A 25739-nucleotide genomic window follows, 5' to 3' on the forward strand; every position below is an offset into this window, starting at 1 on the left:
AGGTAGCCTGCTCTTATGGACTCTCGCCAGCTTCACCATTTTCGGTCCGTTGTGGACCACGGTTCCTTCACGCAAGCTGCGGAAGCACTGCAACTCACGCAACCTTCTTTAAGCCTGACCGTCCGCAAGCTCGAAAAGGATCTCAACGTGAAGCTGCTCTCCCGCGGGCGCGGTGGAGTCCGAACCACAGAGGCCGGAGACTACCTCTATGGCGTCGCTACCTCGATAGATTCCCTTCTTACCACCGCCACCACGCGCCTTGCCGAAATTGCATCCGGCAGCGCGGGCTCGGTGACGTTATGCTCCGCCCCTGAGTTCAACTGGCTTTATATGCCTGAGATTTTGTGCCGCATGCGCCAGCGCGCACCGGAGGTAAGTGTTTCCTTAAAGGACTTAGAACCAACCGCCACGTTGAGAGAGGTCCTGGATGGCTCAGCGGAGTTAGGAATCCTCCTCACCACTAACCCACAGCGCTTCCACCAAGACTTCGGCGCGCAGCTCACCATTGACTGCGCCGCAGAAATGGAGGTGCGCGTCGCGCTCCCCGAGAGGCTTAAAGGCTTGCCCGACCCCGTGCGGTTGACCGACCTGAGCGCTGAGACCTGGCTCTTGCCGCCGCGCTGGCCCGAACTCAGTGGTTTGCCGGAAGCAATGGATCAGGTGTGGGCCAAGGCAGCGTTAAGCAAGCCCGTCACGGTCCAAGAAGTTCCCACGTTGCAGACGGGGTTGCCACTCGTGGCGGGCGACTACGGGATCAGCCTCCTGCCGCACACCGCGCACACTTTGGGCCAGCAGGGAGTCCACTTCCGGCGAATCGCGGAAGCCCTCCCGACCGTGCAGGCGCTCGTCATCCACCGCGCGGACCGTGCGCTGAGCCCAGCGGCGCGCACGCTTAACGACGTCCTCCTCAACGCCAACGCCGAGCCAACGCCAGCGGTAGCCCGATAATCGGACTACACGCCCCAGTGCGTTATGATGGCGCGGTACGCCTCCATAGCTCAGTGGATTAGAGCAGTGGGTTTCTACCCCATGTGTCGCGGGTTCGAATCCTGCTGGGGGCACGCAGGTCAGGGCCACTTTTTGGGTTTTATTAAACCTCGAAAAGTGGCCTTTGGGCACAATTTAGGCACACTTTTATGGACATCACCCTCGCGACTTTTGACCACGCTCCACAATCCGCGCTGCGCGGAATGCGCTTCAGCAATGCCTGGGGGACGTCACCAAGTTATGCGGAGTCACGCCGCGGAGTGCTCACCGGGCAGTACCCGCAGCGCGGAGCCACAACGCGCATCACGGACATCTTTGCGGCAGCTGGCTTCGAGGTTCGGGAGGATACCCGCCCCGCATCGTCACGGGTCTTTCGGCTTCTTGAGCAACCAGACCCCCACGTGTTGGATGATCTCGATGGCGTCGTAGCGGTGTGTTCCCTGCAGGAGGATAAGGCCGCAATGTCTCTCCTGTGGCCCGGGGTTGCAGAGTCCGGGGAGTGCACTGAGCTTGTCTCCCCGCTCGACCTAGCTCCTACCCTCGCGGCGATCGCGGGGCTTGATGTGCGCCCCAACGCGCCCTTGTCATTCGACGGGCTCAATTTGGTGCCGGTCCTCCGCTATGGCGCTTCCGGGCACGGGGCTCTCTTCTTCGACTACGGCGTACGCATGCAGGACGCCACGCTTGTCGACGGCACCGCTACCCCACCCAGCGCCCTGCCGCGTCTGCGTGATGAGTGGGAAACGTGGAAGCGCTTCATGGCGATGGGCCCGCTGCAGTAATTTGCAGAATCTACCGATTACTCCACTGGAATGACGACCCAGAGGATGAGGTAGAGCAGAATTCCTGAGAAGCCCAGCAGCGTGGCAACAACGAAGAGGATTCGCACCAAGGTCGGGTCGAGGTTGTAGGTCTGTGCGATGCCGCCGCACACGCCTCCGAGCATCGTGTCAGTTGTGGAACGGGTCAAACGTTGGTTGTTCATGATGTCTCCTTTCACTGTCCATTATCCAGAGTTGGGCCGAAGGGTTCATCGGTGTTTACCCTGATTTAGACCCTGATTGCTCTACGCTGGGTGGAAACTTCCCACCCTGAGAGAAAGGACGCCGTTTCATGGCTCACTCCCCCGGGCTGCCCGCCCCTACCCGCTCCTCGTATGCGCTGCTGACCGGCGCTAGCCAGGGCATTGGCGCTGCGATGGCCAAGGACCTAGCCGCCCGTGGCTACAACGTCATTCTCGTTGCCCGCCGCGAAGACGTCCTTGAATCCATCGCCGCGGACCTGCGCTCGCGCCACGAGGTGGACGCCATCGCGCTGGCAGCGGACCTCTCCGAGGCCGCAGACGTTGACCGCGTCATCGAGTTCATGGCGGGCAAGGAAATCTCCATCATCGTCAACTCGGCGGGCATCGCCAGCTTTGGCAAGTTCATGGAGCAGGACTGGGATTATGAAACCCGGCAGTTCGACCTCAATGCAAAGGCCGTTCACCGCCTGACGCGCGCCGCCCTTGAGCAAATGCTGCCGCGACGCAGCGGCGCTATCTGCAACGTGGGATCGGCCGCGGGCAACGTCTCCATCCCAAACAACGCCACCTACGTGTTCACCAAGGCAGGTGTTAACGCGTTTACGGAGGCCCTGCACTACGAGCTCAAGGGCTCCGGCGTGACCTGCACGCTGCTTGCCCCCGGCCCGGTGCGCGATGCCGTCATCCCCGAAGAAGAGCAATCCATCGTGGACAAGGTAGTCCCGGATTTCTTGTGGACCACCTATGAGTCCTGCTCCGAAGAGACCCTGGAGGCCATGGCCCGCAACCAGCGCCGCGTGGTCCCTGGGCCGCTATCGAAAGCAATGAACGCGTTGGGCAAGATTGTGCCCACCCCAATTGCTGCACCGCTCATCGGCAGCTTCTATTCCAAGATGGCCTAGGACATAAAATGCCCGCTCTCCCCGTGGAGAGCGGGCATTGCTTTACTTGCCTTGGAGCGGCGATTGCTCCGCGATAGCCTTCTGTGCGGCCTCCTCCCGGGCGAGCTTGCGCTCTACCCAGAACTCGGCGTTCTTGATGCCCAACGCTTCTGGGTCAAATTGCGGGTCCTTGCCAGCTGCCTTCTGTGCGCTGTAATCCTTGAGACACTTGAGTGCCGGGACCTGCAGGAAGAGGATGGCGATGATGTTGAGCCACGCGGTCGCGCCAACGCCGATATCGCCCAGCGCCCAGGCAGCACCCGGAGTCGTCGTTGCGCCAACAACCACGGACACCACGAGGAGAATGCGCAGGAGCCACACCAGTGCGCGGCGGGCGGTCTTGTTGCTGATCCAGCGGTTGAAGTAGGTCAGGTTGACCTCCGCCATGTAGTAGTACGCCAGGACGGTGGTGAAGGCGAAGAAGGCAATAGCGATGGCAACGAAGCTCGGGCCGAAACCTGCCAACAGGGTGTCCAGACCGTGCTGGACAAAGCCCGGACCGACCTCGACCCCATCCGGGATCGAACCGGCGTAGCGCACCGGGCCATCCTCCGACTCGCCTTCGAAGACCTTGTACATGTCGGTAGAAATGATGATGAATGCGGTAGCGGAGCACACGAAGAGGGTGTCAATGTAGACCGCGAAGGCCTGCACGAAGCCCTGCTTGGCCGGATGGGATACCTCCGCAGCTGCGGCAGATTGTGGGCCGGTACCTTGGCCTGCCTCGTTGGAGTAGATACCGCGCTTCACGCCCCACATGATGGCCGAGCCCAACAGTCCGGAGAAAGCCTGCTCCGCACCGAAAGCGGACTTAAAGATCATGCCGAAGACCTCAGGGATCTGGTTGAAGTTCATGATCAGGATGATGATGGCAAAAAGGATATAGGCGCCGGCCATGAACGGGACCACGAGGGAGGCGAAATTAGCGATGCGCTTCACGCCACCAATAATGATGATGGCGAGGATTCCGCCCAGAATCACGGCAGACCAACCGACCTCAACACCCCAAGCGTTCTGAACGGCCGCAGCCACGCCGTTAGCCTGAATGCCGGGCAGGAAGTAGCTGGTGGCAAGGATCATCGCAATAGCGAAGACGATTCCATAGACCACCATGAAAGGACCGGCCTTGGTGTGCTTATAGGCCTTCTCAATGTAATAAGCCGGACCACCGCGGTATTCGTCGGTGTCTTGGTCCTTCTCCTTATAAACCTGCGCCAAGGTACATTCCACGAAAGAAGTTGCGGAACCGAGCAGAGCCACCGCCCACATCCAGAACACGGCACCTGGGCCGCCGAAAGCGATGGCGGTTGCAACGCCCGAAATGTTTCCCACGCCAACGCGGCCCGCCAGGGAAATCATCAGCGATTGGAAGGACGAGACACCTGAATCGGAGCTTTCGCCGTCCTTCAGCTGTTTAATCATGTCCGGAATGCAGCGCACCTGTAAGAACTTGGTGGCCAGGGTGAAATAAATTCCCGCGCCGAGGCACAGGAAGACTAATGCTGGTGACCAAATTAATGAGTTGAGAGTGTCAAGAAAGGCTGACATCGGTAGGTTTCCGTCCTTCGATATATGTGAGTGCCATCACTTTAAAGGCTGACCTAATAATGTCCCATCTCCCAAGGGTTTGGTGAGAGAAATCATGAAAAAGTTCAAGAAGCCCTCGACACTGCCCCTCAATGTCAACCAGAAAACCCCAGCACACCTCGAATAAAAAGGCACCTTCCACAACAAGACCCCTCCTCACCCCCATTTACCCCCATCTCAGCCGACTAGGGCACCTCCCAAACCATGACCGAAGAGAAACTATGGTGGAAGCCATGAGTGATATCCCCGCCAAAAACGACCGCCTCGTCTGGATCGACTTGGAGATGACCGGACTTGAACCGCAGCGCCACGTAATCGTGGAAGTCGCCGCCGTCATCACGGACGCCGAATTAAACATCCTCGACGAGGGCCTCGACCTCGTCGTGCACGCTACAGAGGAAGAACTGGCGGAGATGGATGACTTCGTCACCGAAATGCATGCGAAGTCCGGTCTCGACAAGGAAATCCGGGAATCCACGATCACAATCGAAGAGGCGGAGGAAGCGGTACTGAAGCTCGTCGAGAAGCACTGCGACGCCAACCACCCTGCTCCCCTTGCAGGCAATTCCATCGCCACGGACCGCACCTTCATTCGTGAGTACATGCCGCGCCTGGACGCCGCACTGCACTACCGAATGATTGACGTTTCCACGATTAAGGAACTAGCACGCCGCTGGCACCCGCGGGCATACTACAACCAGCCACAAAAGGGCATGGCGCACCGAGCCCTGCAAGACATTATTGAATCCATTCGAGAGCTCGACTTCTACCGCCGCAGCGTATTCCGCACGGACGACGGCCCCTCCACCGCGGAAGCGGAGGATCTTAAGGCTGCCACTACCGATGACTACCAGGCGTTTTTGTAAATTCAACGAGGTGAGTTAACCTGTATCTCGTTGCTTTCAGGCAACGATGGTGGCTGTAGTTCAGCTGGTAGAGCACCAGGTTGTGATCCTGGGTGTCGCGGGTTCGAGCCCCGTCAGCCACCCCGAAATACCCCGTAGCCTGCATAAACAGGTTACGGGGTACATTACTGTTTCGGCCAAGTACGTTATAGAGTACGTTATAGATTCTAGAAATCTGGCGCGTACATTTGCCGCTGTTGCTGATTTTGTCGCTGCTGGCGCTGCCGTCGTCGAGCCTCGACAAGTCGCTGGTTCTCGCCAACAGACCGAAGGAAGTACGCGGGACGATTCCCTACGGGATTGAAAGGCCGCGTACGTGCATGCACGTAATCCTTGTGTTCGGCGGCTACTGCGGCGTCGTCATCGAGAAGGTGCGCGAAGTACTCAGCGTCAGCACCGTCAAACTCCGAGCGCTGGAATTGCCGAAATTCGTCGTCCATCACGCGCTGTTCGAGAAAGTCAAAGTCCACCTGGCGCATATCCCCTACCGAGTCATCGGGCGACCACGGCGCGGGCGCACCGGCTTGTCGAGGGGAGGGCGACCACGTTGCGGCCGGGCTGCTTCGCTCAGTAGCCTGCCGTTGTCGGCTAGCCTGCCCCGCTGATTCCGGCTGTACAGCGCTTCCGCTGCTGCCAGCTGCTGCTTGATTCTCTCGTCCGGGCCGTCCGGGAACATCTCGTTCATCGCCGCTGGAATGACCCGTTCCCTCTCGGTCTCGGTCATCGAATACAGTTCGTCGCGTTGCGTCTCGGTGAACAGTGTCGGTGTGTCCTTCTTCGTCTCCGGCTCCTGGCGCTCCGGTGTCGGCGGTGGTGTTGGTGTCGGCGAGGATTCCGGCGTACTTTTCTCGGAGTGATTGGGTTCCGCCGGCATCTTCAATACCGCCGGCCGTGACTGATTCGGGTTCTGGCGTGGTGTCAAGTTCCTCTTGCGCTTCTTGGGCATGATAGCTCTCCTGTTGTTTGAGTTGCTGTTGTTGAATTAACTGCTGCTGGTACTGCTGTTGTTGTTCCTGTATACGTTGTTCGACTGCTTCGAGGGTGTAATCATCCTTTCCCAATCGCGAGCCGGTGCGTTTCGTAGACCGCGAGCCGCGCGAGGTGGCATAGCGGATCTCTTCACCGGCTTCATCGACCAGGGCGTAGCTAGTCGCTGTTACGTCGTCGCGGTTCTCCTTCTTGTGCGTTGTGACACGGAAAGACACGCCGTACTCAGCGGCAATGTCTTGCGCGACTTCAAGACCGCCTGAGACTGTCGGAGCACCCGTTACGCGCGGGTCAGTGAGTACCGCATCTACACGCTGAGTCATTTCGGCGCGCCAGTTGTCCTTTGTGATTACTGGCAGGGGTACGCCGCGAAGGTTCTGCCGTTGTCCTTGCCCTTGCGGTTGCCCTTGCGGTTCGTAGACCTCCAAGCCCAGGTCTTTCATCACTTCATCGTTGAAGTGCTTTACCTTGTGGAAGTACCGAACATCGCGCGGCGTGTTCCCGGTTACTCTGTCGTGGTTCGCAAAGGTCAAATGATTGTGCAAATGACCGCTGTCGGAATCCGTGTGTGTCGCTACTACAACGTCGCTGTTCGGCGCTATTCGACGCGCGAGTTCCATACCCGCGAGGTGCGCAAGATAAACGTCAAACGGATTGTCTTTATCGAGTTCGTCCGGGTGGAAAGATTGGATGACTATAGCCGCTTGATTCTCGCGCTGAGGGTGCCGGGTGTGCTCCGTAACGGTGTCGTGAACAAACTGCATCGGTGTAGCGTTCGGCGTAGCACTGACAACGCTGTACGCGGCCGCGCGGACATCGTCGTTGCGCATATTCTCGTACGTACCGTAAACGGCGTACACGGTGGCCGCGCCAACACTTTTCGATTCTAAGATTTTGACGACTGACATGCGGCCTCCAATTTCCCTCGCAGCTTCACGAGTTCAAGAAATATCTCTTGCATCTCGTTTCTGAGTACGGCGCGCAAATCTTCGAGATCTGTACGCGTCTTCTCAATCTCCTTCGGGTCTGCGCCGTCTTCCACGGCTTCGAGGATGAACATCTCATCAACAACGCGAGTGTTGACCGCGCGGACCGCTTGATTCACATTCGTGCCGATACGGTTCACCTCTTGCGTGAGCCGCGCGAGTTCTTTACGAGTCTCTGGCGGCAATTCGCGCAATTCTTCAAACATCGAGGGCGGTACGCGGTCAGTCAGTGAATCGAGCGCCAGGCGTACAGTCTCCGCTGCCGAAATCTCCATACGGTCAGACAACGCGCGTACATAATCCGCGCGTTCTTTGTCGAATCGGCATGTGAGCCGCAACGCGTCTAAGTTCTGTTTCGTCATAATCTAATCTGCTTTCCTGTTGTTAAACTTCGTATCGCCTCTATCGAGGCGAGGCGGACAAAAGCGCTAATCACGCTTCTGTCCTGGACTTACTTCCCAGTCGCGCATTGAGCGATTACCGTCACTCCGAAACTGCGTTGTCGTAGCGCGCTGGTAATCGTCAAAGTCGGACTGGAAAGTAAGTGGCAAGCAGGCCACTGAGCACCGCTTCGCGGCACTCGTGTCAGCTTGCAAGGGGCTGGCCGCCCCCTTGACCCCGGCTAGTACGTCGTCGCTGCCGCGTCGCCGTAATCGACCTCCGGCACTGTCATACCGTCGTCGTCCTGGCCGTCATCTTCGGCTTCATCGACCGGGTCGATAATTCCGAGATGCGCGGCGAGTTCAGCGACTGTCTTGTTCAGAAAGTCGCCGTAGTTCTTCCCGCCGGTCGCGGCGTCGATGAGCGCTTCACCGCAGAGACGTTGCATCTCCGCTTTTTGTTCGCGCTCCTTCTCCGCTGCGCGGCGCTTCTCTTCTCGAATCTTCCGCATGCGTGCGGCTGCTTTTTCAATCTGGTTTGTCTTTGCAGACATGGTGTTTAACCTTTCAGTCGTTTTGGATATTGGTCGGTCGAAAACTCACCCGTGGAGGTCCACGCGAGAGCGGAAGGAATATCATCGAACGTCCTCCTCTAACGAGTCGAGGAAGCCGCGAACCTCGTCGAGGTCACAATCCGCGAGGACAGCCTCACGACGCGAGGTTTTGGACATGTTGTCCCATTGCGATTTCGTAAACTCGCCCAACCCGAGGGAAGAGAGCCACGCGAGTTTGTCCTTAAGCGCGAGACGTTTAGAGGCCAATTCAGGAACATCGATAAACCCGGCCTTGTGAGCGGCAACGATTTCAGTCAGCAGCGCACCACCAGCGGTACGCACGCGACGACCACCCGCAGAGCGATAACGCCGGTGCCAGTTCCCCCAATCCTCACGCGTACGCAAACAACCCGTGAGGTCAGTCGCACCAGGCCGGTGGCTTTGAATGCGCTGAGCGATTGACCGAGCTTTGTCGTAGTGCAACACGGACAACCAAGCGCGGGTCTCAAACCCACAAATTTCCATCCCATCAACGAAGACGGACTCAAAGGTCTCAGGTATGGGTTCACGTTTCAGGTCATAGTCCAATAACGAGATTGCAGGCTCATGACTTACAAGCACACAGTCCAAACGACCCTCAGACCGAGACAGATACTTGAAGGACGGGAAAGACTTATAGGGGTTTGGAATTTTCCCGGTACGCGATAGCGCGAGGTCGCGAAAATACTCACGTTCAGCCACAGAGCCACGAGCGATACTTTCAGGGATTCTGAGGTTGCCCTTGGCCAGTACACCACCAGGCTCACACGAGACGTTTGCACGAGTCGAGAGATTCACAAGGTCAGACTGACGGTGCTTGATTTCCCAGATCGAATCATCATCTGCAAGCGCGAGACGAGACTCACGCAGAATGTCGGCAAACCCGAAAAGGTCGTAACGTTCAAGGTCGTCGTCAGCAGTGATAACACCGTCGGTCGTTGCGCTGAGAATCTTGGTCTGGTTCGAAACCGCGAGCAAGGTCGCACGAACCAGAGAGGTGGTCATCGAGGCATGGTAAGGAGAGGTCACGGCGGACCCGCCGATGTTCTCCATTTCCTCTTCGTACGCGTTCCAACCCGTCTGGTCTACAACGTCCTGGGCGAGCTTGCCGTAGCAGGAATTGACAGCCACCTTGAGGGTCAACTCTTGCAGCGACTTCTTACCGTGAGACTTCTTCGCAGCGGCGCGGTCAACAACCATCTGACGAAGAGCAGGACGCAGCGAGCGCGAATACACGGTTTCACCGCCAACCTCACGGGTAAGCAGTTTCAAAACGACACCGGTCTGACAGAACACCCTTGCACCAAGCTTCAACGCGAGATAAATCTCAGGCGCGGCACAGGTCGTACCGTGAAACACACCACCCACATCACCGTTAACGCGAGAGGCAATTTCATCGAGCTGTTCGCGGGTGTAATCACGCCCACCACGGTCATCACCATCGAGGTCGAGACCATCCTCATTGAGACGAAGGGATAGCCCCGAACCCTCATCGAAGCCACAACCGTACGAGGTCCGTGGATAGATGAGACTATTCCCACGACGCACAGGCAGACACGGCTCCACATCGTCGGGAAAGACAAACGAGACGTGACCGACCAACGGTGTCACAGGCCCAAGCGGGAAATCATCGAGCGAGAGATAACGCTTGTCAATATGCGTATCGATGACACCACCATCGGCGTAATCAGGGTCGTACACACAGCCCATCGAAGTCGGATAAGCAGACTGAAGGTCCCAGTCAAAAGTCGGATAATCATGCAGTCCAGGGGACGGGCAAGTGTTATACCCACCAGCGAAACTGTCAGCCCAAAGGGCATGGGACACACGCGCATCACCATCGACAGGTTCGAGACCACGCACTGCATAGAACGCCTGAGAATCGCCGTCAAACTCAAGTTCCACCCGACGCTTCTTCAAGCCCTGGAACATCCGACGGAAGATAGCGTTATCAGGCCTACCATCCTCGACAGCAGCCGCCACAACGCCTTGAGTGTCAACAAACCCGGCACGGACCCAGTAGTCGAAAATTCCAACCTTGAGAGCCTTAGCACCACCAGATGAAATGGTGACAGGTGGGACGACGTTCCAGCCCCAAACAGTACCGAGATAGTGCACGACAATCCGAGCGTCGTTGGCGGAGTAGTCCAGGAACCTAGGCAAGTCCTCACGGGACAACTTCTCCATGTCCTCAATGGCATCGCCAACATCGAGCTTCTCAACACCGCAGGCATCACCGAGAGCCTGCAAACTCTTATGGTCAGGGGACGCCTGGTTACGCGTATCCCGGAAAACGACGCTAAATCCCAGGACGCGACGGCACTCACCATAGCCAGAAGTACGAACCACGCGAACAGGCTGAAGACTCACAAGCCCGCCACCAGCAGAGGTGAGCCTATGGAGGATGTCATCGTACCGACGCTTCGGACGGCGGAAAGCAGTCGCGTCAACGTTGAGAAAATGACCAGCCAAGACGATACGAATCGACGCACGTTCAAAAAGCGAATCACGTAACTTCACACCAAGCTCAGTCCGCACAATCCCGCGAGGGTCCATATCAGAAGGACCATTCTCGACTAGATCCTTAAAACCATTGGCATACCGAGCGAACCCACCCAACAACGAACACGCGTACAGACAGTCCTCAACGAGAAGGCGCTGCCCCTCAAGCGGGAGGATGACTACCTCATGTTCAGAACCGTCGAGGATGTCAATCCAACTGAACTGATAGCTAACGATTTCGCGACGACCCTCATCGTCGAAGCTCACATATTCGGTGTCATAGCCAAGGACAAGCCGAACCTCATCACCAGCCATCGCGCGAACGCTAGGCAAATTACCGAACTGGACAGTCGCGGAATCAGAAGCGTCAGCCGCGCCGGTTACAGATTGACTGCCCGGACGAGTCCGGTCAGTCAATCTGCGCGCCCACAGGGTATTTTGACCGGATTCTGTTCGAATGGTCTGACCTGCAGCTTTGGGGTCAATGTTCGAATGATCTCCATCATCATTCATTTGTTTGATGATGAGATTTGCGTCATTTTCACCCTCACGCCATGCATCCACACGGTGCAAAACAGCGACCACATCGGTCGAATTTCCACGCTGGTCTAACTGGAAATCAACCAGCCGCACAGACCAGCCGACAGCGTCATTTTCGATTTGTTGATAGCGCTCACGAATCTCGGGTGATACACTGGAGGGTGAAATTTCTATGTTCCAGACCCCGCAGTTGGCGGGGTTTTGGTCTTTAGGGGCCACGGTTACGCACCGCCCTCAACAGCGCGAGCGCGGGCGAAGTCATCGAGGTCGCTAACCGCGTAGACGACAGAGCGGCCAAGGCGCGAGTAGCGCGGGCCTTTACCCTTGTAGCGCCAAAATTCGAGCGAGCGCGGGGACAGACCGAGATAGGCAGCGGCCTCAGGGGTCTTGAGAAAAGCCGGGGACATAAAAATCTCCTGCGGATAGTCAAACTATCCGGCAGGAGGTAAAGTCTTCCCGGTTTTATGTCTGGCGGCCTACTGTTGCCGATGTTTTACCAGGTAGCGAACCCGAACCAGCGATTCCTGTCACCCTCATATGCGTGTTTCCTTGCCTAAGGGGCGGTGAGCGACACCACCGGCTTGACTTCGCCGGTACGCATACGATTGAAGTTATTTCACGGCTTACAAAGTCTCTAGCAAAGCGAGAACTTTCGCGCAGTAACTACTGTAGCGGACTGTCAAATGCAGCGCAACTAGACTCGAACCCGCGTTATAGAGTACGTTAAAGATATGAGCACTGCAGCGAAGACGTATATCGAACCGGGGAAAACCTCAATCGACCGAAACACGCCGAGGAAGACCAAGACCGGCTATGAACTGGACTGGTCAGTACGCCTACACAATGGGCGCCTTGTGCCCAAACGGTCGAAGGGCAAGACCAAAGGCGAGGTGCGAGCAAGGGCACGACGCAAAGCCGAGGAACTGCTTGCAACGACATCGACGACCTGGACGCCACGCACACCAATGACGACGTACATCGAGAAGGTAACGCGACCGAAGATTGAAGAATCCGCAGACCTCAAGGAGCTATCGAAGCGGCGCTATTTGGCATCGCTGAACCTGGTCACGGCAGAACTTAAGGGCTACAGCGTGTACGACGCTATGCAGTTTCGCGTACTAGAGCAGACGCTACAGGCGGTAGCGAGAACACACCCAGGCAGCGTATCGAGCGCGAGAACCGTACTTTCGACCTACATCGCTGACGCTCTTGTTCGTGATGGGGTCATCCCAGGGAACCCCATACGGGGCGCAAGGCTGGATATTCGAACACAGGGGAAAGCCGGGCAGAATGGCCGTAGAACGCTTACTAACGGTGAATACGAGCTAGTTATAAAACACTTATTATCGCGCGACATATCCGGGCCACTGGTGGAGCCAAAGAAGGGCGGGGCACGCCAGTCAACGATTAACGCACATGCACGTATCACGCGGTTAACACTGCTGCAAGCCGTTACTGGCCTGCGCATATCCGAAGCTAACCGGCTGCGCTGGGAGCACGTAGAAGACGACGGCGAGCACGTCATCATCAACGCGACGAGGGACATCGTTAAGGGCCGTAAAGGCAAAGAAAAGGGCCGGTATATCCCTATCCTGAGGGCCGACGTATCGGACTACTTAAGGGAGCACCGCGAGGACGGCGAGCGGTACGTAGTCGGCTCGCCAACGACAACGGCGAGGCCATGGGACGCCACCAACGCGGATGACAAGGTACCGGAGCTGTACAAACAAATCGCCGACGAGACGGGTGTCGAGATTCTTCGAGACCTGCGTAGCCACTCCTGGCGCGCAACCTTGCACGGTGTGTACGCCGACGTGATGGACGCGAGGACGCGCGCGGATATCTTCGGACACACGGAGCAAGTCGCAGACGAGTATTACAACGACAGGGCCAACGTGGAAGCGCTCATTCGAGCGACGGCCCAAGCACGGTCGTAGCGCTCAGTAGCAGTACGTAGAAGTACGTTAAAAAGTACGTTTAAGGACTCAGTAACAGTACGTACTCGACAGTAGGTGACAGTAGATAAAATCGCGCTGACCTCCTACTACTGTCACATACGTACAGGTACTGAAGTTTCACGTCAAGACCCTGGGTGTCGCGGGTTCGAGCCCCGTCAGCCACCCCGAATGTGCCCCGCGTCCTGTTCCGGCAGGACGCGGGGTAATTTTTTATGCCCACCAACCTTAATCATGTTAGCCTTACCTAAACTTAGAGCATGTGGGCTTCTGTCCTCACAGAAGATCTAAGCTCATGAAGAGATAGCAAGGATAGTGATAACAATGGCTGACCAGGGCAAAGAGGCAGCGCCGAAGCGCAAACCCCGCAAGGCACATGAAGCGACCGTAACTGGCCGCCGCCAAGTATCTCCAGACCTGGTTCGGTTACACATGAACTCTCCAGCATTCATAGGCAAAGAGCTGGAGTTTACAGATCACTACATCAAGCTGTTGTTCGTGCCAGAGGGCGCCGATTACTCTTGGCCTTTTGATATTCAGCAGATTCGCGCAGAGCAACCGCGCGATAAGCAGCCGATTCTCCGCACCTACACCCTGATCAACGTGAACTCAGAAACCGGGGATTTTGACATCGATTTTGTGTCCCACGGTGATTCCGGCCTGGCTGGCCCCTGGGCACGCAGAGCCGAGGTTGGAGAGAAGCTCGGTTTCCTCGGCCCTGGTGGCGCGTGGGGACCAACCGAAGACTATGAGCACTTTGTGTTCGCCGGCGACGAGTCTGCAGCACCGGCCATCAGCGCTGGCTTGAAGCGGCTTCCCGACGGCGCGACTGCGACTGCATATATCGAGATCGAAGCCGAAGACCGCACGTTTGAACTGCCCACCCGCGATGGCGTGGAAATCACCTGGGTAGTCCGCAATGGCGCTACCCACGGTACTGAGCTATCCCGTGTGGTCCGCGCGGCTGGTATCCCCCAGGAGAAGAAAACCGGATGGTTCATCCACGGAGTCGCCGAAATGATCAAAGAGCTTCGTCGCTTCCTTTTCGTTGAATCCGGGATTCCCAAGGAAGACGTTTCTATCTCTGGCTACTGGCGTATCGGAATGACTGAGGACCAGTGGCAGGCCTCCAAGCGTAATTTCAACGCAGAGATTGAGGCCGAGGAAGAACGAGCTAAGGCCTAACGTTTGTTTTCGCGTTAGACTGCGGCAATGATCGATTTCACCGACACCGCCGACGTCGTTGCTCCCCAGCTTCTGGGCACGGTGCTCACGCACAACGGAGTTTCGGTGCGCATCACGGAGGTCGAGGCTTACCTCGGCGCAGACGATGAGGCCTCTCACGCCTTCAACGGCCGCACCCCGCGCAACGCCGCCATGTTCGGCCCGCCCGGCCGCCTCTACGTCTACATGTCCTACGGCATCCACCGGAACGGCAACATCGTCTGCGCGCCCGAAGGAACCGGTCAGGGTTGCTTGCTCCGCGGCGGGGAAGTCATCGACGGAGTAGACCTTGCCTACCAACGCCGGGGCGACACGGAATTTCATAACCTCGCCCGCGGACCCGGCAACTTGGGCAAGGCCTTAGGTTTCCGCCTCGAGGACAACGGCACGCCCATTCGCCTTAAACAACGCGATAAGGAACCTGAGTGGGTCCGCGGGCCGCGCATCGGCATCTCAAAGAACCAGGACGCCGCCCTGCGGTTTTGGATCCCCTTCGACAAGACAGTGTCTCGACGTCGCGGGCTCCCCCGCTAACCCCTACCGATGTATGAGTCTCAGGACTCATACACCGCATGTGGGCTCATGCACCGTATCTTTAAGCCAAGGCTGCCCGCACCAGCTCCGCTGCCTGCGAGGGGGTCTTGCCCACCTTCACACCGGCCGCTTCCAGCGCCGCCTTCTTGCCTTCTGCCGTACCAGAACCACCAGACACGATGGCGCCAGCATGCCCCATCGTCTTGCCCTCCGGCGCGGTAAAGCCTGCGATATACGCAATGACCGGCTTTGTGACGTGGTCCTTGATATAGGCAGCGGCATGCTCCTCTGCATCACCGCCGATTTCACCGATCATGATGATCGCCTCGGTATCGGGATCATTCTGGAAGGCCTCAATCGCTGAAATGTGCGTGGTCCCGATAATCGGATCACCGCCAATTCCTACGCACGTACTAAAGCCAATATCGGATAGCTCGTACATCATCTGATACGTCAAGGTGCCCGACTTCGACACCAAACCAATCTTTCCTGGGTTCGGCGCAGTCGCTGCCGGAATAATGCCCGCATTGGATTCACCCGGTGTGTAGAGCCCCGGACAGTTCGGCCCAATGATGCGTGTTTTGGACTCTCGCCCCAGCGCATAGAGCTCAGCGGTGTCCTTCACCGGAATTCCCTCCGTGATGATGACCACGAGTTCAATACCGGCACGGATGGCTTCTTCCGCGGCGTCCTTAGTGAATTTTGCCGGCACAAAAATCACGGTGACGTTGGCCTCTGTCGCCTGCATGGCCTCACGCACGCTGCCGAAGACGGGAATCTCGCGCCCGTTAATATCGACGCGCTCACCTGCCTTGCGCGGGTTGACCCCACCCACAATGTTGGAGCCGGATTCCAGCATGCGGCGCGTGTGCTTCATGCCTTCGGATCCCGTCATGCCCTGCACGATGATCCGCGAGTCTTTGTTGAGAAAAATCGACATGTCTACTCCTAGTTCGCCAGCTCCGCAGCCCTGCGGGCGGCAGCATCCATGGTTTCTACCTGCTCCAGTTTGGGCAGGTGTGCGTCGTTAAGAATCGTGCGTCCAAGTTCCGCGTTGTTGCCGTCGAGGCGCACCACGAGAGGCTTGGGCTCAATCCCCTCCGAGTCCAAGATCTTGTAGGCCTGCACGATGCCCTTGGCCACTTCATCACAGGCGGTAATACCGCCAAAGACGTTGACAAAGACCGCTTTCACCTGCGGATCACTAAGAATCACTTCGAGCCCGTTGGCCATCACTTCAGCGTTAGCGCCACCACCGATGTCTAGGAAGTTCGCGGGCTTCGGTTGCGAAGAAAGATCCTCGCCGGCATAGGCCACAACGTCGAGCGTGGACATCACAAGGCCAGCACCATTGCCGATAATCCCCACGGAACCATCGAGCTTCACGTAGTTCAGCCCCATCTTTTGCGCCTTGAGCTCCAGTGGATCGGTCGCGCCATGGTCTTGGAGGTCGCGGTGCTCTGAGTGACGGAACTGCGCGTTATCATCCAGCGTAATTTTCCCATCGAGCGCAATGATCTCACCGCTCGATGTCTTGACCAGAGGATTAACTTCCACCAGCGTGGCATCTTCCTCGGTATAGACCGTGTAGAGCTTCTTGAACACGGGCACGAGCCTGGCGACGTCCTCCTCATCAAACCCGGCCTCATACGCCATGTCCCGCGCCAGCGTGTCCGTCATACCGTCGAGTGGGGAGAAGCTGCGCTTAATCAGGGCATCCGGGCGCTCTTCGGCGAGCTTTTCAATCTCTACGCCGCCCTCCTTGGAGAGCATGGCTAGGTAGCGCCGCTTGGTGCGGTCGAGGAGGATCGAGAAGTAATACTCCGCCGCAATGTCCGCGCCTTCGGCCACCATGACCTTGCGCACGGTGTGGCCTTTGATCTTCAGACCCAAAATCTCGTTGGCCTTTTCCGCAGCTTCCGCGGGGCTATGCGCGAGCTTGACTCCCCCGGCCTTGCCGCGTCCGCCAGTTTTAATTTGTGCTTTGACCACGACCACCGGTGTCCCCAACTTCGCGGCTGCTTCTTCAGCCTGCACAGCTGAGGTCGCAACGATGCCTTTGAGGGTGGGAACGCCATGAGCTTCAAAGAGGTCTCGAGCTTGGTACTCGTAGAGATCCACTTCTGCCTCCATCTTTGCAGTGAAAACTAGTTCTCCACAAGATTCACCAAAACAAAGACGTGATGCAAACCACTTTACAGAAGTTAAAGCGTCACACTTCACACACTTTGCACTCCGTGCGCATGCGCCGCAACGCTGCCCGTTACAGCCGTTTGAACCACCGGCAAAGAATTAGCTGATTTAGCTTTCGGGGGCACCCTGGTCGGCGACGTCGATAAGCGCCGCCGCCCCAGGAGAGCTACTGATTAGCGGTAGCGTTGCCCGCAGACCAGGTGGCCCAATCCATGTTCCAGTCCCCTAGGCCGTCGAGCGCGCTCAGCACACCACCACCAGTGTTGGAGACCCTCACGATATCGCCGCGCTTGACCGTATTCTGGAACCACTGAGCAGCCTCAGTAGTCACGTTGATGCAGCCGTGAGACTGGTTGTAGCTACCCATCGCACCGACAGCCCAAGGCGCCGCGTGGACATAGATTCCGGAGTAGGACATCTGGGTTGCCCACTGAACGTCAGTCCTGTAGCCGCCGGCGTCGAGAGCCAGGCCGAAGGTAGTGGAGTCCATAACGAGGGACGGGTACTTGTCACCGATGACGTAGGTGCCGTTCGGGGTATCCCACTGGCCATCCCTGCCCATCGAAACAGGCAAACGGCGCAGCACTTCACCGTTTTTGAACACCGACATCATCTTCGTGTTGTTGTCGATCAGCGCGATGACGCGGTCACCAATGGTGAAGTTAGTGGAAGCATCCTCGCCGCCGTAGATGCCGCCGCCGAGGTTGCGGCCGTACAGGTCGACATCGACGGTCACTTTCGTGCCGGGTTCCCAGTAGTTTTCCGGGCGCCACCGCACTTCCTGGTTGTTAACCCAGTAGAAAGCACCTTCAACGGCAGGCTCGGTCTTGACTGTGATTGCTTCTTCGGCCGCCTTGCGGTCGGTGACGTAGTTTCCAAACCGCACGCCGATGACCTGACCAACCCCCACCTCAGAATCCGGTATCGGACTCAAGGCCACTTCGGACACGCCTGCCGCCTGCGGGGTGGTGAAGGTGATGGTTTTATGGGTGCCGTCCTTGTCCGTGGCGTCGATGGTGTAGGTGCGGTTATACCCCAGCACTTCTGCACTCTTCCACGTCTTCGAATCAGACGACAGCTCATCGTCCACTTCGATGCCGGCTTCGTTGGTCATTGTCACCGACTTAAGCCCGGCCGGGGACGTAACCTCAACCGGCTTGGAGGGATCGACGTCGCTCGCACCATCCTTGACGGAAAACTTCAGCTGCTTCGCCTTGGCGGCTGCCGACGCCGATGCTTCCGCCGAAGCGCTCGCTTTGACGTCAGCCTCCGATTGGTCAGTGGCCGGACCGGAATCCGCGGCACCACCAATGGTGCAGGCGGTTAAGAGTGAAGCGGTCGCAACGATACTCGAGAGAAGCATTGCGGGACGTGCGGAAGGGAATAGAGAATGCACACAAACCCCTAGCTCATAGAAAGACGCAGACAATAATAAGAGTGCACATAGCCTAACCGCACATGCACCCTACGAACCAGTTAGCGCCACCGCTCTTAACCGTTTCGTTACCCACCCGTCAGACTTCCACACCCGCGACTCTTTGAGAGAAGCATTTAGCCATGGCATTGATCGCAGAAAACACCCATTTACCTGGCGATTTTACCTTTTTACGAAGAGGGTGTTAAAGTTACATCTCGTTGCACGGCAGGCACTGAGGAAATCAGAGCCGGTCAGAAACACCAAGCGCCATTAGCTCAATTGGCAGAGCAACTGACTCTTAATCAGTGGGTTCGGGGTTCAAGTCCCTGATGGCGCACAGCTTAAGCCCCTCACCCCCGTGGTGAGGGGCTTTTCCGATCCTAGCCCAAGACCTCGAGCTGCTGCGTCTTGGGCCGCCACCACGCGGCCTGCGCCGCCGTGAATTCCTTGTGCTCAAAGGTCGAGATTTCATCGAGCGCCCGCATGTACTCCGGCACCATCGCTCGCGGCAGCCGCAGACCCATCGTCAGGTGCGGGGTCCACCGCGGGCCCCTCCCCTCCGGGTTCGAGGCACTGAGGCGGCGCGCGGCGGATTCCAGCTCATCCGTGGTTTCTAAAAGCCACGCCACGGTCTGTTTACTCTTCGTCCCAAAGACCACCGTGCCCACGCGACGAAAGGCCGCGGGCAGAAGCGGCGGGAGCAGGTTGCGGGCCTCGTCGACGACTGCGGTCTCGAGCGCCGGCGCGAACGTCACCGTAATGTGCGGGCGCTGGTGCTGCACCGGAAAGCCACGCTGAGCCAGGGCAGCATAGACGTCCCGGAGGGTATTTTCATCCTCTGGGGTGAGGTACAACAGGAGGTTCTCGGGCGAATTTCGGCTCACACGGCCCGAGTCTAACTAACCTCCCGCAGCGCCACGACGGGTTGCCCGCGGTGGTCCAGCACATCCGTCTCTACGCCGTATACCTCGCGCAAGAGCTCCTCCGTGAGCACCTCCCCCGGCGCGCCATGGGCGCGGGCCTTGCCGCCATGGAGCACGACGAGCTGATCGCACATCCGGGCCGCCAGGTTGATGTCATGAATCGCCACCAACGCGAGGCTTCCTTCCTCCCGAGCTTTTGCCCGCACGCGGCCCAAGACGAAGAGCTGGCGGTTGAGATCGAGGGCGGACGTGGGTTCGTCGAGAAGCATGAGCCCAGGGGTCCCCACCAACATCTGCGCCACGGCGACGAGCTGGCGCTGACCGCCAGAGAGCTCATTGAGGTAGCGCTGCGCAATGTCGTCGAGTCCCATAGAGTGCAGGACCTCGGCGGTGCGAGTGATTGGGTCCTCGCAAGCTTCGCGCCGCGCCGCAATCAGCACCGCCTCAAACGCCCGCAGCGCCGCGGTGTGCGGCAGGCCCTGCGGCACATAGCCGATAAGCTGGCGGCGCCGCTGTCCGCGCGGGCTCTGGCCGTCGACGCGAAAGTCCACCGTGCCACCCCGCGCGCGGTGCACGCCGGCGAGCGTCTTGATGGTGGTGGTCTTGCCGGATGCGTTCGGCCCCAGCAGCCCCACGACCTGCCCGCCGCGCAGGGTGGGAAGGCTCAGCCTGTCCACCACCGTGCGCGAACCATAACCGGCGGTCAGATCGGAGATGGTGAGATCTACGTCCACAATGCCCTCCTCCGGGTCATGACGATGGCGATGAAGAACGGCACGCCCAGAAGCGAGGTGACGATGCCGATGGGGATGGCCAGCCCGGGCTTAATCAGGAGGCTGAGCGCGTGGGCGGCGCACATCACCGCCGCGCCCGCGGCCATGGAGGCCGGCACAAAGTAACGCTGGTCCTCACCCACCAACATGCGCGCAATGTGTGGTCCCACCAGCCCGATAAATCCGATGATGCCGGCGAAAGCCACGGTGGTGGCCGCGACGAGCGAGACCACGACGAGCACGATCACGCGCAGGCGGGAGGTGTTGATACCGAGGGCGGTGGCGCGGGCGTCGCCAAGCCGCAGCGCCGTCAGCCGCCACGACAGCGCTCCCAGGATGGGCAAGGCTACCGCAAGCACGCCGGCCAGCACAGCGTTGGCCTGCCAGCTAGCGCGGGTGAGCGAACCCATGGACCAAAAGACGATCTGCTGGAGAGCCTCGCTGGAAGAGCGGTATTGAATGAGCGCCAGCATGGCCTGGAAGAAGAAGACGAGGCCGATGCCGAGCAGCACCATCGTCTCGGACTTCGCACCGCGAATAACGGCGGCAACGACGATGATGGCCGTGGCCAGCGCCGCCGACAGCCACGCGATGAGCGCGAGGTTGAACTGCGGCTGGGCCAGAAGCTGCCAACGCAACACGATGGCGCTGGCTCCGCCGAAGGCAGCCGCCGCGGAGATGCCGAGGGTAAAGGGCTCCGCCAGCGGATTATCCAGGATGGTCTGCATCTGCGCGCCAGCCAGTGACAGGCTGGCCCCGATAAGCAGCGCCATGACGGCCATAGGCAGGCGCAGGCTCCACAGGACTGTACGCGTTTGCTTGTCGACGCCTCCCGGATCCACCATCCCCCGCAGCACCTGCCCCGGGGTGAGGTCGATGGCGCCAACGATCACGCTAAGAACGAATGCGGCGAGTGCTACGACGATAAGCCCGGCGACGATGGCGATACGGCGGCGGGTCACGCGGGAGTGCTCGCGTGCGAGGGCCTCCACGGGAAGCACCGCGGTTTCTGCGCGCGTGGTCCGTTCAGGGCTTGCCGAGCGCGCGGTTGAGGTGAGAATGCTCATGACTAGTTGGTGCTGAAGAAGGTTCCGTCGCCGGGGACGGGCGAGTATTTCTCTTGGGCTTCGGCCCATTCTTTCTGAACGTTGACGTCTGCGTAGTCCTCTGGGTGGAGCCACGCGGCGATCTGGAGGAGTGCTAGGTAGTTGAAGGGCGAGTTGTAGAACTGGTGCCACAGGCCGTGGAGGTTATGCTCCTTGACGGCGGAGAGGTCCTCAAAACCAGGTTGGACGCCGGCCAGCGAAGCGGCGCTGTCGTGGGCGTCCTTTTCGCTGATGCCATAGCCGGCGGCAGCGAAGCCGGTGTGCCCCTTTGCGTTATCGACCTTGGCGGACCAGTCGCCGCCGGTGGCAATGATCATGTCGGGATTGGCGTCGATGACCTTCTCCGGGGTCAACGCGCCGGACTCTCCCTCGATGATGCCGTCTGCCACGTTCTTTCCGCCGGCGACGTTGACCAGCTCAGAAATGTTGGAGTCATTCCACGAGCCGCAACAGTCGGAGACACCCGCTGCGCGCCACACGAAGGTGGAGGGCTTGTCCTGCACCTTGGCGGCACGCTCGGTCACCAGGTCCACGTTCTTTTGCCAGTCCGCGATGAACTCCTCCGCGCGGTCCTCGTGGCCGAAGATATCGGCGAAGATTTCCATGGTGGGGACGGTGTTCTCCAAGGGCTTGGCGCGGAAGTCCGTGACGGCATAGGTCAGGCCGGCCTGATCCAGCTTGTCGGTGAGCCCAGCGGTCTGGGAGGCCTCGTACTGATCCTTGGAGAGCACGATGAGGTCCGGGTCGAGGCTGATGAGCTCCTCCACGGTCACGTCACCCTTGGTGAAGCCGCCGATTTCCGGCAGCTCGTTGACTTTGGGCGTGGTCTTTTCCAACTCGCGGTAGTAGTCGGGCACATTCTGCTTCAGGTCCGATCCGATGGCGACGACCTTGTCCAGCGGGTCTTCCTTGTTGAGGATGCCGGTGGCAAAGACGCTGCGGCCCTCTCCCAGGATGATGCGTTCCGGCGCGTGGTCCAGCTCCACTTGGCGGCCGGCAAGGTCTGTGAAACTCACAGCGGCAGTCCCCTGCGCTCCCGTGGCCTGCTCGCTGCCGGCATCGGCATTGTCGGAGGCACAGCCCGCCAGCGCGCTGGCCAGCGCCGCCACCATGGCGCACGCCCCTACTACTCGCCCGGCGCGCGGACGGGATGCCTGGCTTGCAGGCGTCGATACGTGAAGCACGATTTCTCCTTCAAACTTTCGTCTTATGGTCTGTTCGGAGGTTCATACTACACAGACATGTAAGGCTACCCAAAGTTCGCGCAGGGTAGGCAATGCTTCTAGTAACGCATACGGAGCGCAAAAATGCCCCACCCCGGGGTATTTCCCAAGGCAGGGCCTCTAGGTATGCAGTCGCGCCCAACGGCGCTAACCGGCTCTAGCGACGCTCAGCGAGCAGGCGCTGCAGCTCCTTGATATCGGACTTGCGGCGCTTAGAGCGGAAAACGGAGAAAGCGATAAGGCCTACGACGGCTGCACCAACGCCGGCGAGCGCCATCTGTACATTGCGCTCCTGCAGCTTCTGGGTTGCCGCGCCCTTAGCGTCCTCGACGAAGTTCTGCGGCTTGCTGCGATCAGCCAGCTCATCCAAGGTGCTAGCCAGCTGACGGCGGGTGCGCTCGATGTCGCGCTGGATATCATCAATGTTGCGTGCCACGTGAATCTCCTGAATTTGGCTTCGTTCGGTGTTGTTGCGGTTAGTGTCTTTCTAACCGTTGTGGTTCTAACGTCGACATTCTACATTGACCGCCAGCTCCCCTGCAGAGTTGGCCAACGTTTGTTTCACCCTCGGTGGCGTAGATTCTCCAGATAGCCTCCCCGTAGGGCACGGTAAGGTAGACACCATGACTGAAGCACAACGACTGTCCGTAGGAGACAAGGCTCCCGCTTTTTCCTTGAGCGATGATGCCGGCAACACCGTAAGTCTGAGTGACTATGCTGGCCAGCGCGTCGTGGTTTACTTCTACCCGCGCGCCAACACCCCTGGCTGCACGAAGGAAGCCTGCGACTTCCGCGACAGCCTGGAGCAGCTCAATGGCATGAACATCGCCGTGGTGGGAATCTCCCCTGACAAGCCCGAGGCACTGGCAAAGTTCCGCGAGGACCACGAGCTGAACTTCCCGTTGCTGTCTGACCCCGACAAGGAAGTCATGACGGCTTATGCCGCTTTCGGCGAGAAGAAGAACTACGGCAAAATCGTCCAAGGCGTTATCCGCTCTACCTTCCTTGTGGAAGAGGACGGCACGATCGGCCAAGCCATGTACAATGTCAAGGCCACCGGCCACGTCGCCCGCGTGCTTAAGGGGCTCAACTAAACCGTGGAATCCAGCTCGAAGTCACCGGAGATTCTGGTCCCGAGGCGTCGCCCAGCGCAGGCGCGCAGCCGGGCCAAGTATGACCGGATCTTGTCCTGCGCGCGGGAGACGCTCGTGGACTATGGCTTCGAGTCCTTTACTTTCGACGAAGTCTCGCGCCGCGCGGAAGTGCCGATTGGCACGCTCTACCAGTACTTCGCCAACAAGTACGTGCTGATCTGCGAGCTCGACCGCCAAGACACCGCGGAGATGTTGGCTGAGGTTGAGCGCTTTTCCCAGCGCGTTCCTGCCCTGCAATGGCCGGACTTCCTCGAAGAATTCATCGACCGCATGGCTCGTGTTTGGCGCAACGACCCCTCGCGCCGAGCGGTGTGGCATGCCGTGCAGTCCACACCCGCGACCCGCGCCACGGCTGCGGATACGGAGCTCAGCTTGCTCAAGCCCATCGCGGAAATCATCGAGCCTCTTGCCCAGGGCATGGACGCCGATGCCCGTGTGGAGATCGCCGCCTTCCTCGTCCACACCGTGGTCTCCCTGCTCAACTACAGCACCATGCGCTCCGAGGAAAGCTTTGATGGCGTGGTGGAAGAGATTAAGCGCATGCTCATCGCCTACCTCTTCGCCATTGCCACGAGCGCCTAGCCGCACCCAGCGAAGTCAGGTGCGACCAGGCGTGTTTAGCGCGAAAGGTACACAATGGCGGTGGCGTAGTCACCATCGTGGCTGATGGACAGCGCAGTTGAAAAATCCCCCAAGGACTCCCGCGCGAGGCGGGCAATCTCACCGCGCAACTCGAGTGCTACTCGCCCCCACGCATCCGGGCGGACCTCAATCTCCGCCCAGTCCACGGCTTTCTCTGCGATGACCGGCGGGTGCGCGTAGAGCGCTTGCGACCACGCCTTGATGAAGGCCTCCTTCGCCGCCCAGCGCCCCGCCAGGTGCTGCGCGCGGGCAGCACCGCTCAGCCCCCGCGCCTGCGCCACGCGCAATTCGGAGGCACTGAAAACCTGCGCGAAGCGCGTGCCGGGAACCTCCAGCTGCTGGGCAAAGGACGGAATGTGCACCAGGTCGGTGCCCACGCTCACGCCACTTTTTGTCATGCGGGCAAGCTTAGCGTGCCAGCTCCTGTTTGAGCTCCTCCAGCTCGTCGCCGCCCGCCATCCACTGGGTCAGCTCCGGCAACGTGACCTCCTCCTTGGAGGCGTCCAGCGACATCTGCCCCACCGTGAGCACGATGAAGTGATCGCCCACGAGGTAGGCATGCTGCGGGTTGTGCGTAATAAAGACCACGCCCATGCCGCGTTCGCGGGCGGCGTCGATAAAGCGCAGCACCATGCCCGACTGCTTCACGCCGAGTGCTGCGGTGGGCTCGTCCAGGATGATGTAGCGCGCGCCGAAGTAGATGGCGCGGGCAATCGCCACCACCTGGCGCTGGCCGCCGGAGAGCGCGGAGAGTTCCACGGAGACGTCGCCAAGCTCAATGCCCATCTCGGACAGCTGCTCGTGCGTAATGCGCTTCATCTCTTCCTCGCGCAAGCTCCCCAGCGCCCCGGTGAGTTCCTGGCCCAGGAAGAAGTTGCGCCACACCGACAGCGAGGGCACCAGCGCCAAATCCTGGTACACGGTGGCGATACCGGCGTCGAGGGAATCGCGCGGGCTGGTGAAGTTCACCTCTTCCCCATCGACGGTGATGGTGCCGCCGGTGGGCTGGTTGAGGCCGGCGAGGATCTTGATCAGCGTGGACTTGCCCGCGCCGTTATCACCCAGCACGCAGGTCACCGCGCCCTCTTTCACAGAGAGGTTGATGCCGCGCAGGGCGTGGAAGTTGCCGAAGGTTTGGGAAATATCGTGCAGCTCAATCATGG

The 25739-nt window shown here is 59.1% G+C and carries 26 protein-coding genes and 3 tRNA genes; 12 read left to right on the plus strand and 17 right to left on the minus strand.

All coding sequences use genetic code 11. From position 1 onward, the window contains the following. Positions 1 to 15: 15 nt before the first annotated feature. The 3 genes from HMPREF2808_RS12405 to HMPREF2808_RS12415 all read left to right on the plus strand — a co-directional run bounded on the left by HMPREF2808_RS12405 (position 16) and on the right by HMPREF2808_RS12415 (position 1769). The gene (locus tag HMPREF2808_RS12405; protein WP_070624955.1) at positions 16 to 948 is read left to right on the plus strand and encodes a LysR family transcriptional regulator; all 933 of its coding nucleotides are present in this window, start codon (positions 16 to 18) and stop codon (positions 946 to 948) included. 39 nt (positions 949 to 987) lie between these two features. After that, a tRNA-Arg gene (locus tag HMPREF2808_RS12410) sits at positions 988 to 1061 on the plus strand. A 75-nt stretch (positions 1062 to 1136) separates the two neighbouring features. Next, positions 1137 to 1769 (plus strand): hypothetical protein, encoded by a 633-nt coding sequence (locus tag HMPREF2808_RS12415; RefSeq protein WP_070531532.1) that lies wholly within the window; start codon positions 1137 to 1139, stop codon positions 1767 to 1769. A gap of 17 nt (positions 1770 to 1786) precedes the next feature. Here the strand turns inward: HMPREF2808_RS12415 and HMPREF2808_RS12420 are convergent, their stop codons facing one another. Then, positions 1787 to 1972, minus strand: coding sequence for a PspC domain-containing protein (locus tag HMPREF2808_RS12420; protein ID WP_010191177.1), 186 nt, complete (start codon positions 1970 to 1972; stop codon positions 1787 to 1789). Positions 1973 to 2100: 128 nt separating this feature from the next. Here HMPREF2808_RS12420 and cmrA point away from each other — a divergent pair, with 128 nt between their 5' ends. Then, positions 2101 to 2913 carry a mycolate reductase gene (gene cmrA / locus HMPREF2808_RS12425; protein WP_070624957.1) on the plus strand — a complete coding sequence of 271 codons (813 nt, stop codon included), beginning with the start codon at positions 2101 to 2103 and terminating at the stop codon, positions 2911 to 2913. A gap of 42 nt (positions 2914 to 2955) precedes the next feature. Here the strand turns inward: cmrA and HMPREF2808_RS12430 are convergent, their stop codons facing one another. Then, entirely contained in the window at positions 2956 to 4500 is a 1545-nt protein-coding gene (locus HMPREF2808_RS12430; protein WP_070522305.1) for an alanine/glycine:cation symporter family protein, read from the minus strand. Positions 4501 to 4772: 272 nt separating this feature from the next. On the opposite strand from HMPREF2808_RS12430, the gene orn reads away from it, so the two are divergent. Continuing rightward, entirely contained in the window at positions 4773 to 5405 is a 633-nt protein-coding gene (orn, locus tag HMPREF2808_RS12435; protein ID WP_070522488.1) for an oligoribonuclease, read from the plus strand. 49 nt (positions 5406 to 5454) lie between these two features. Further along, positions 5455 to 5527, plus strand: a tRNA-His gene (locus HMPREF2808_RS12440). Positions 5528 to 5611: 84 nt separating this feature from the next. Here HMPREF2808_RS12440 and HMPREF2808_RS12445 read toward each other — a convergent pair. The 5 genes from HMPREF2808_RS12445 to HMPREF2808_RS12465 all read right to left on the minus strand — a co-directional run bounded on the left by HMPREF2808_RS12445 (position 5612) and on the right by HMPREF2808_RS12465 (position 11839). After that, positions 5612 to 7339, minus strand: coding sequence for a relaxase/mobilization nuclease domain-containing protein (locus HMPREF2808_RS12445; protein ID WP_070624959.1), 1728 nt, complete (start codon positions 7337 to 7339; stop codon positions 5612 to 5614). Then, positions 7318 to 7779: a plasmid mobilization relaxosome protein MobC gene (locus tag HMPREF2808_RS12450; RefSeq protein WP_070624961.1), complete on the minus strand. Its 462-nt coding sequence runs from the start codon at positions 7777 to 7779 to the stop codon at positions 7318 to 7320. The genes HMPREF2808_RS12445 and HMPREF2808_RS12450 overlap by 22 nt, the downstream gene beginning before the upstream one ends. A gap of 260 nt (positions 7780 to 8039) precedes the next feature. Then, positions 8040 to 8351 carry a hypothetical protein gene (locus HMPREF2808_RS12455; RefSeq protein WP_070624963.1) on the minus strand — a complete coding sequence of 104 codons (312 nt, stop codon included), beginning with the start codon at positions 8349 to 8351 and terminating at the stop codon, positions 8040 to 8042. An 81-nt stretch (positions 8352 to 8432) separates the two neighbouring features. Further along, entirely contained in the window at positions 8433 to 11651 is a 3219-nt protein-coding gene (locus tag HMPREF2808_RS13860) for a hypothetical protein (protein WP_246818584.1), read from the minus strand. A 2-nt stretch (positions 11652 to 11653) separates the two neighbouring features. Beyond that, complete coding sequence (locus tag HMPREF2808_RS12465) at positions 11654 to 11839, minus strand: helix-turn-helix transcriptional regulator (RefSeq protein WP_070624967.1); 186 nt, start codon at positions 11837 to 11839, stop codon at positions 11654 to 11656. A gap of 324 nt (positions 11840 to 12163) precedes the next feature. Between HMPREF2808_RS12465 and HMPREF2808_RS12470 the strand changes: the two genes are divergently transcribed. The 3 genes from HMPREF2808_RS12470 (at position 12164) to HMPREF2808_RS12480 (ending at position 15145) form a co-directional block, all read left to right on the plus strand. Beyond that, the gene (locus tag HMPREF2808_RS12470) at positions 12164 to 13369 is read left to right on the plus strand and encodes a site-specific integrase (RefSeq protein WP_246818585.1); all 1206 of its coding nucleotides are present in this window, start codon (positions 12164 to 12166) and stop codon (positions 13367 to 13369) included. Between the two features lie 342 nt (positions 13370 to 13711). After that, entirely contained in the window at positions 13712 to 14572 is an 861-nt protein-coding gene (locus HMPREF2808_RS12475) for a siderophore-interacting protein (RefSeq protein ID WP_070522308.1), read from the plus strand. A gap of 27 nt (positions 14573 to 14599) precedes the next feature. After that, entirely contained in the window at positions 14600 to 15145 is a 546-nt protein-coding gene (locus HMPREF2808_RS12480; protein WP_070596653.1) for a DNA-3-methyladenine glycosylase, read from the plus strand. Between the two features lie 61 nt (positions 15146 to 15206). Here HMPREF2808_RS12480 and sucD read toward each other — a convergent pair whose 3' ends face one another. The 3 genes from sucD to HMPREF2808_RS12495 all read right to left on the minus strand — a co-directional run bounded on the left by sucD (position 15207) and on the right by HMPREF2808_RS12495 (position 18701). Continuing rightward, positions 15207 to 16085 (minus strand): succinate--CoA ligase subunit alpha, encoded by an 879-nt coding sequence (gene sucD, locus HMPREF2808_RS12485; protein WP_070624969.1) that lies wholly within the window; start codon positions 16083 to 16085, stop codon positions 15207 to 15209. An 8-nt stretch (positions 16086 to 16093) separates the two neighbouring features. Then, positions 16094 to 17266, minus strand: a complete 1173-nt coding sequence (sucC, locus tag HMPREF2808_RS12490) for an ADP-forming succinate--CoA ligase subunit beta (protein ID WP_210386976.1) — start codon at positions 17264 to 17266, stop codon at positions 16094 to 16096. A gap of 238 nt (positions 17267 to 17504) precedes the next feature. Then, on the minus strand, positions 17505 to 18701 hold the full coding sequence (locus HMPREF2808_RS12495) for a L,D-transpeptidase (RefSeq protein ID WP_193634633.1): 1197 nt from the start codon (positions 18699 to 18701) through the stop codon (positions 17505 to 17507). A 318-nt stretch (positions 18702 to 19019) separates the two neighbouring features. Here HMPREF2808_RS12495 and HMPREF2808_RS12500 point away from each other — a divergent pair. After that, positions 19020 to 19092 (plus strand) — tRNA-Lys (locus HMPREF2808_RS12500). Positions 19093 to 19135: 43 nt separating this feature from the next. Here HMPREF2808_RS12500 and HMPREF2808_RS12505 read toward each other — a convergent pair. From HMPREF2808_RS12505 to HMPREF2808_RS12525, 5 genes are all read right to left on the minus strand, one after another. Beyond that, a complete protein-coding gene (locus HMPREF2808_RS12505) occupies positions 19136 to 19639 on the minus strand; it encodes a 2'-5' RNA ligase (RefSeq protein ID WP_070596649.1) in 504 nt (167 codons plus the stop codon). Positions 19640 to 19650: 11 nt separating this feature from the next. Further along, entirely contained in the window at positions 19651 to 20412 is a 762-nt protein-coding gene (locus HMPREF2808_RS12510; protein WP_070624976.1) for an ABC transporter ATP-binding protein, read from the minus strand. Then, a complete protein-coding gene (locus HMPREF2808_RS12515) occupies positions 20403 to 21518 on the minus strand; it encodes a FecCD family ABC transporter permease (protein WP_209167932.1) in 1116 nt (371 codons plus the stop codon). The genes HMPREF2808_RS12510 and HMPREF2808_RS12515 overlap by 10 nt, the downstream gene beginning before the upstream one ends. 2 nt (positions 21519 to 21520) lie before the next feature. After that, a complete protein-coding gene (locus HMPREF2808_RS12520) occupies positions 21521 to 22669 on the minus strand; it encodes an ABC transporter substrate-binding protein (protein WP_070624978.1) in 1149 nt (382 codons plus the stop codon). A 268-nt stretch (positions 22670 to 22937) separates the two neighbouring features. Next, positions 22938 to 23216 carry a DUF3618 domain-containing protein gene (locus HMPREF2808_RS12525; RefSeq protein ID WP_010191207.1) on the minus strand — a complete coding sequence of 93 codons (279 nt, stop codon included), beginning with the start codon at positions 23214 to 23216 and terminating at the stop codon, positions 22938 to 22940. A 187-nt stretch (positions 23217 to 23403) separates the two neighbouring features. Between HMPREF2808_RS12525 and bcp the strand changes: the two genes are divergently transcribed. Both bcp and HMPREF2808_RS12535 read left to right on the plus strand, forming a co-directional pair. Further along, positions 23404 to 23874, plus strand: a complete 471-nt coding sequence (gene bcp / locus HMPREF2808_RS12530; protein ID WP_070530010.1) for a thioredoxin-dependent thiol peroxidase — start codon at positions 23404 to 23406, stop codon at positions 23872 to 23874. Between the two features lie 3 nt (positions 23875 to 23877). After that, positions 23878 to 24516 carry a TetR family transcriptional regulator gene (locus HMPREF2808_RS12535; protein WP_070522336.1) on the plus strand — a complete coding sequence of 213 codons (639 nt, stop codon included), beginning with the start codon at positions 23878 to 23880 and terminating at the stop codon, positions 24514 to 24516. Between the two features lie 35 nt (positions 24517 to 24551). Here the strand turns inward: HMPREF2808_RS12535 and HMPREF2808_RS12540 are convergent, their stop codons facing one another. Together HMPREF2808_RS12540 and HMPREF2808_RS12545 are read right to left on the minus strand one after the other, a co-directional pair. Next, the gene (locus HMPREF2808_RS12540) at positions 24552 to 24974 is read right to left on the minus strand and encodes a holo-ACP synthase AcpS (protein ID WP_070624980.1); all 423 of its coding nucleotides are present in this window, start codon (positions 24972 to 24974) and stop codon (positions 24552 to 24554) included. 10 nt (positions 24975 to 24984) lie between these two features. Continuing rightward, complete coding sequence (locus HMPREF2808_RS12545; protein ID WP_070525338.1) at positions 24985 to 25737, minus strand: ATP-binding cassette domain-containing protein; 753 nt, start codon at positions 25735 to 25737, stop codon at positions 24985 to 24987. Between the last annotated feature and the right edge of the window lie 2 nt (positions 25738 to 25739).

This window comes from Corynebacterium sp. HMSC078A10 (genome assembly GCF_001811565.1).
GTDB classification, from domain to species: Bacteria; Actinomycetota; Actinomycetes; order Mycobacteriales; family Mycobacteriaceae; genus Corynebacterium; species Corynebacterium hesseae.

Bases quoted from the DNA above. Each gene is read 5' to 3' on its own strand.
- HMPREF2808_RS12405 (WP_070624955.1), top strand. From the start codon at position 16: ATGGACTCTCGCCAGCTTCACCATTTTCGGTCCGTTGTGGACCACGGT.
- HMPREF2808_RS12415 (WP_070531532.1), top strand. From the start codon at position 1,137: ATGGACATCACCCTCGCGACTTTTGACCACGCTCCACAATCCGCGCTG.
- HMPREF2808_RS12420 (WP_010191177.1), bottom strand. From the start codon at position 1,972: ATGAACAACCAACGTTTGACCCGTTCCACAACTGACACGATGCTCGGA.
- cmrA (WP_070624957.1), top strand. From the start codon at position 2,101: ATGGCTCACTCCCCCGGGCTGCCCGCCCCTACCCGCTCCTCGTATGCG.
- HMPREF2808_RS12430 (WP_070522305.1), bottom strand. From the start codon at position 4,500: ATGTCAGCCTTTCTTGACACTCTCAACTCATTAATTTGGTCACCAGCA.
- orn (WP_070522488.1), top strand. From the start codon at position 4,773: ATGAGTGATATCCCCGCCAAAAACGACCGCCTCGTCTGGATCGACTTG.
- HMPREF2808_RS12445 (WP_070624959.1), bottom strand. From the start codon at position 7,339: ATGTCAGTCGTCAAAATCTTAGAATCGAAAAGTGTTGGCGCGGCCACC.
- HMPREF2808_RS12450 (WP_070624961.1), bottom strand. From the start codon at position 7,779: ATGACGAAACAGAACTTAGACGCGTTGCGGCTCACATGCCGATTCGAC.
- HMPREF2808_RS12455 (WP_070624963.1), bottom strand. From the start codon at position 8,351: ATGTCTGCAAAGACAAACCAGATTGAAAAAGCAGCCGCACGCATGCGG.
- HMPREF2808_RS12465 (WP_070624967.1), bottom strand. From the start codon at position 11,839: ATGTCCCCGGCTTTTCTCAAGACCCCTGAGGCCGCTGCCTATCTCGGT.
- HMPREF2808_RS12470 (WP_246818585.1), top strand. From the start codon at position 12,164: ATGAGCACTGCAGCGAAGACGTATATCGAACCGGGGAAAACCTCAATC.
- HMPREF2808_RS12475 (WP_070522308.1), top strand. From the start codon at position 13,712: ATGGCTGACCAGGGCAAAGAGGCAGCGCCGAAGCGCAAACCCCGCAAG.
- HMPREF2808_RS12480 (WP_070596653.1), top strand. From the start codon at position 14,600: ATGATCGATTTCACCGACACCGCCGACGTCGTTGCTCCCCAGCTTCTG.
- sucD (WP_070624969.1), bottom strand. From the start codon at position 16,085: ATGTCGATTTTTCTCAACAAAGACTCGCGGATCATCGTGCAGGGCATG.
- HMPREF2808_RS12495 (WP_193634633.1), bottom strand. From the start codon at position 18,701: ATGCTTCTCTCGAGTATCGTTGCGACCGCTTCACTCTTAACCGCCTGC.
- HMPREF2808_RS12515 (WP_209167932.1), bottom strand. From the start codon at position 21,518: ATGAGCATTCTCACCTCAACCGCGCGCTCGGCAAGCCCTGAACGGACC.
- HMPREF2808_RS12520 (WP_070624978.1), bottom strand. From the start codon at position 22,669: ATGGTGGCGGCGCTGGCCAGCGCGCTGGCGGGCTGTGCCTCCGACAAT.
- bcp (WP_070530010.1), top strand. From the start codon at position 23,404: ATGACTGAAGCACAACGACTGTCCGTAGGAGACAAGGCTCCCGCTTTT.
- HMPREF2808_RS12540 (WP_070624980.1), bottom strand. From the start codon at position 24,974: ATGACAAAAAGTGGCGTGAGCGTGGGCACCGACCTGGTGCACATTCCG.
- HMPREF2808_RS12545 (WP_070525338.1), bottom strand. From the start codon at position 25,737: ATGATTGAGCTGCACGATATTTCCCAAACCTTCGGCAACTTCCACGCC.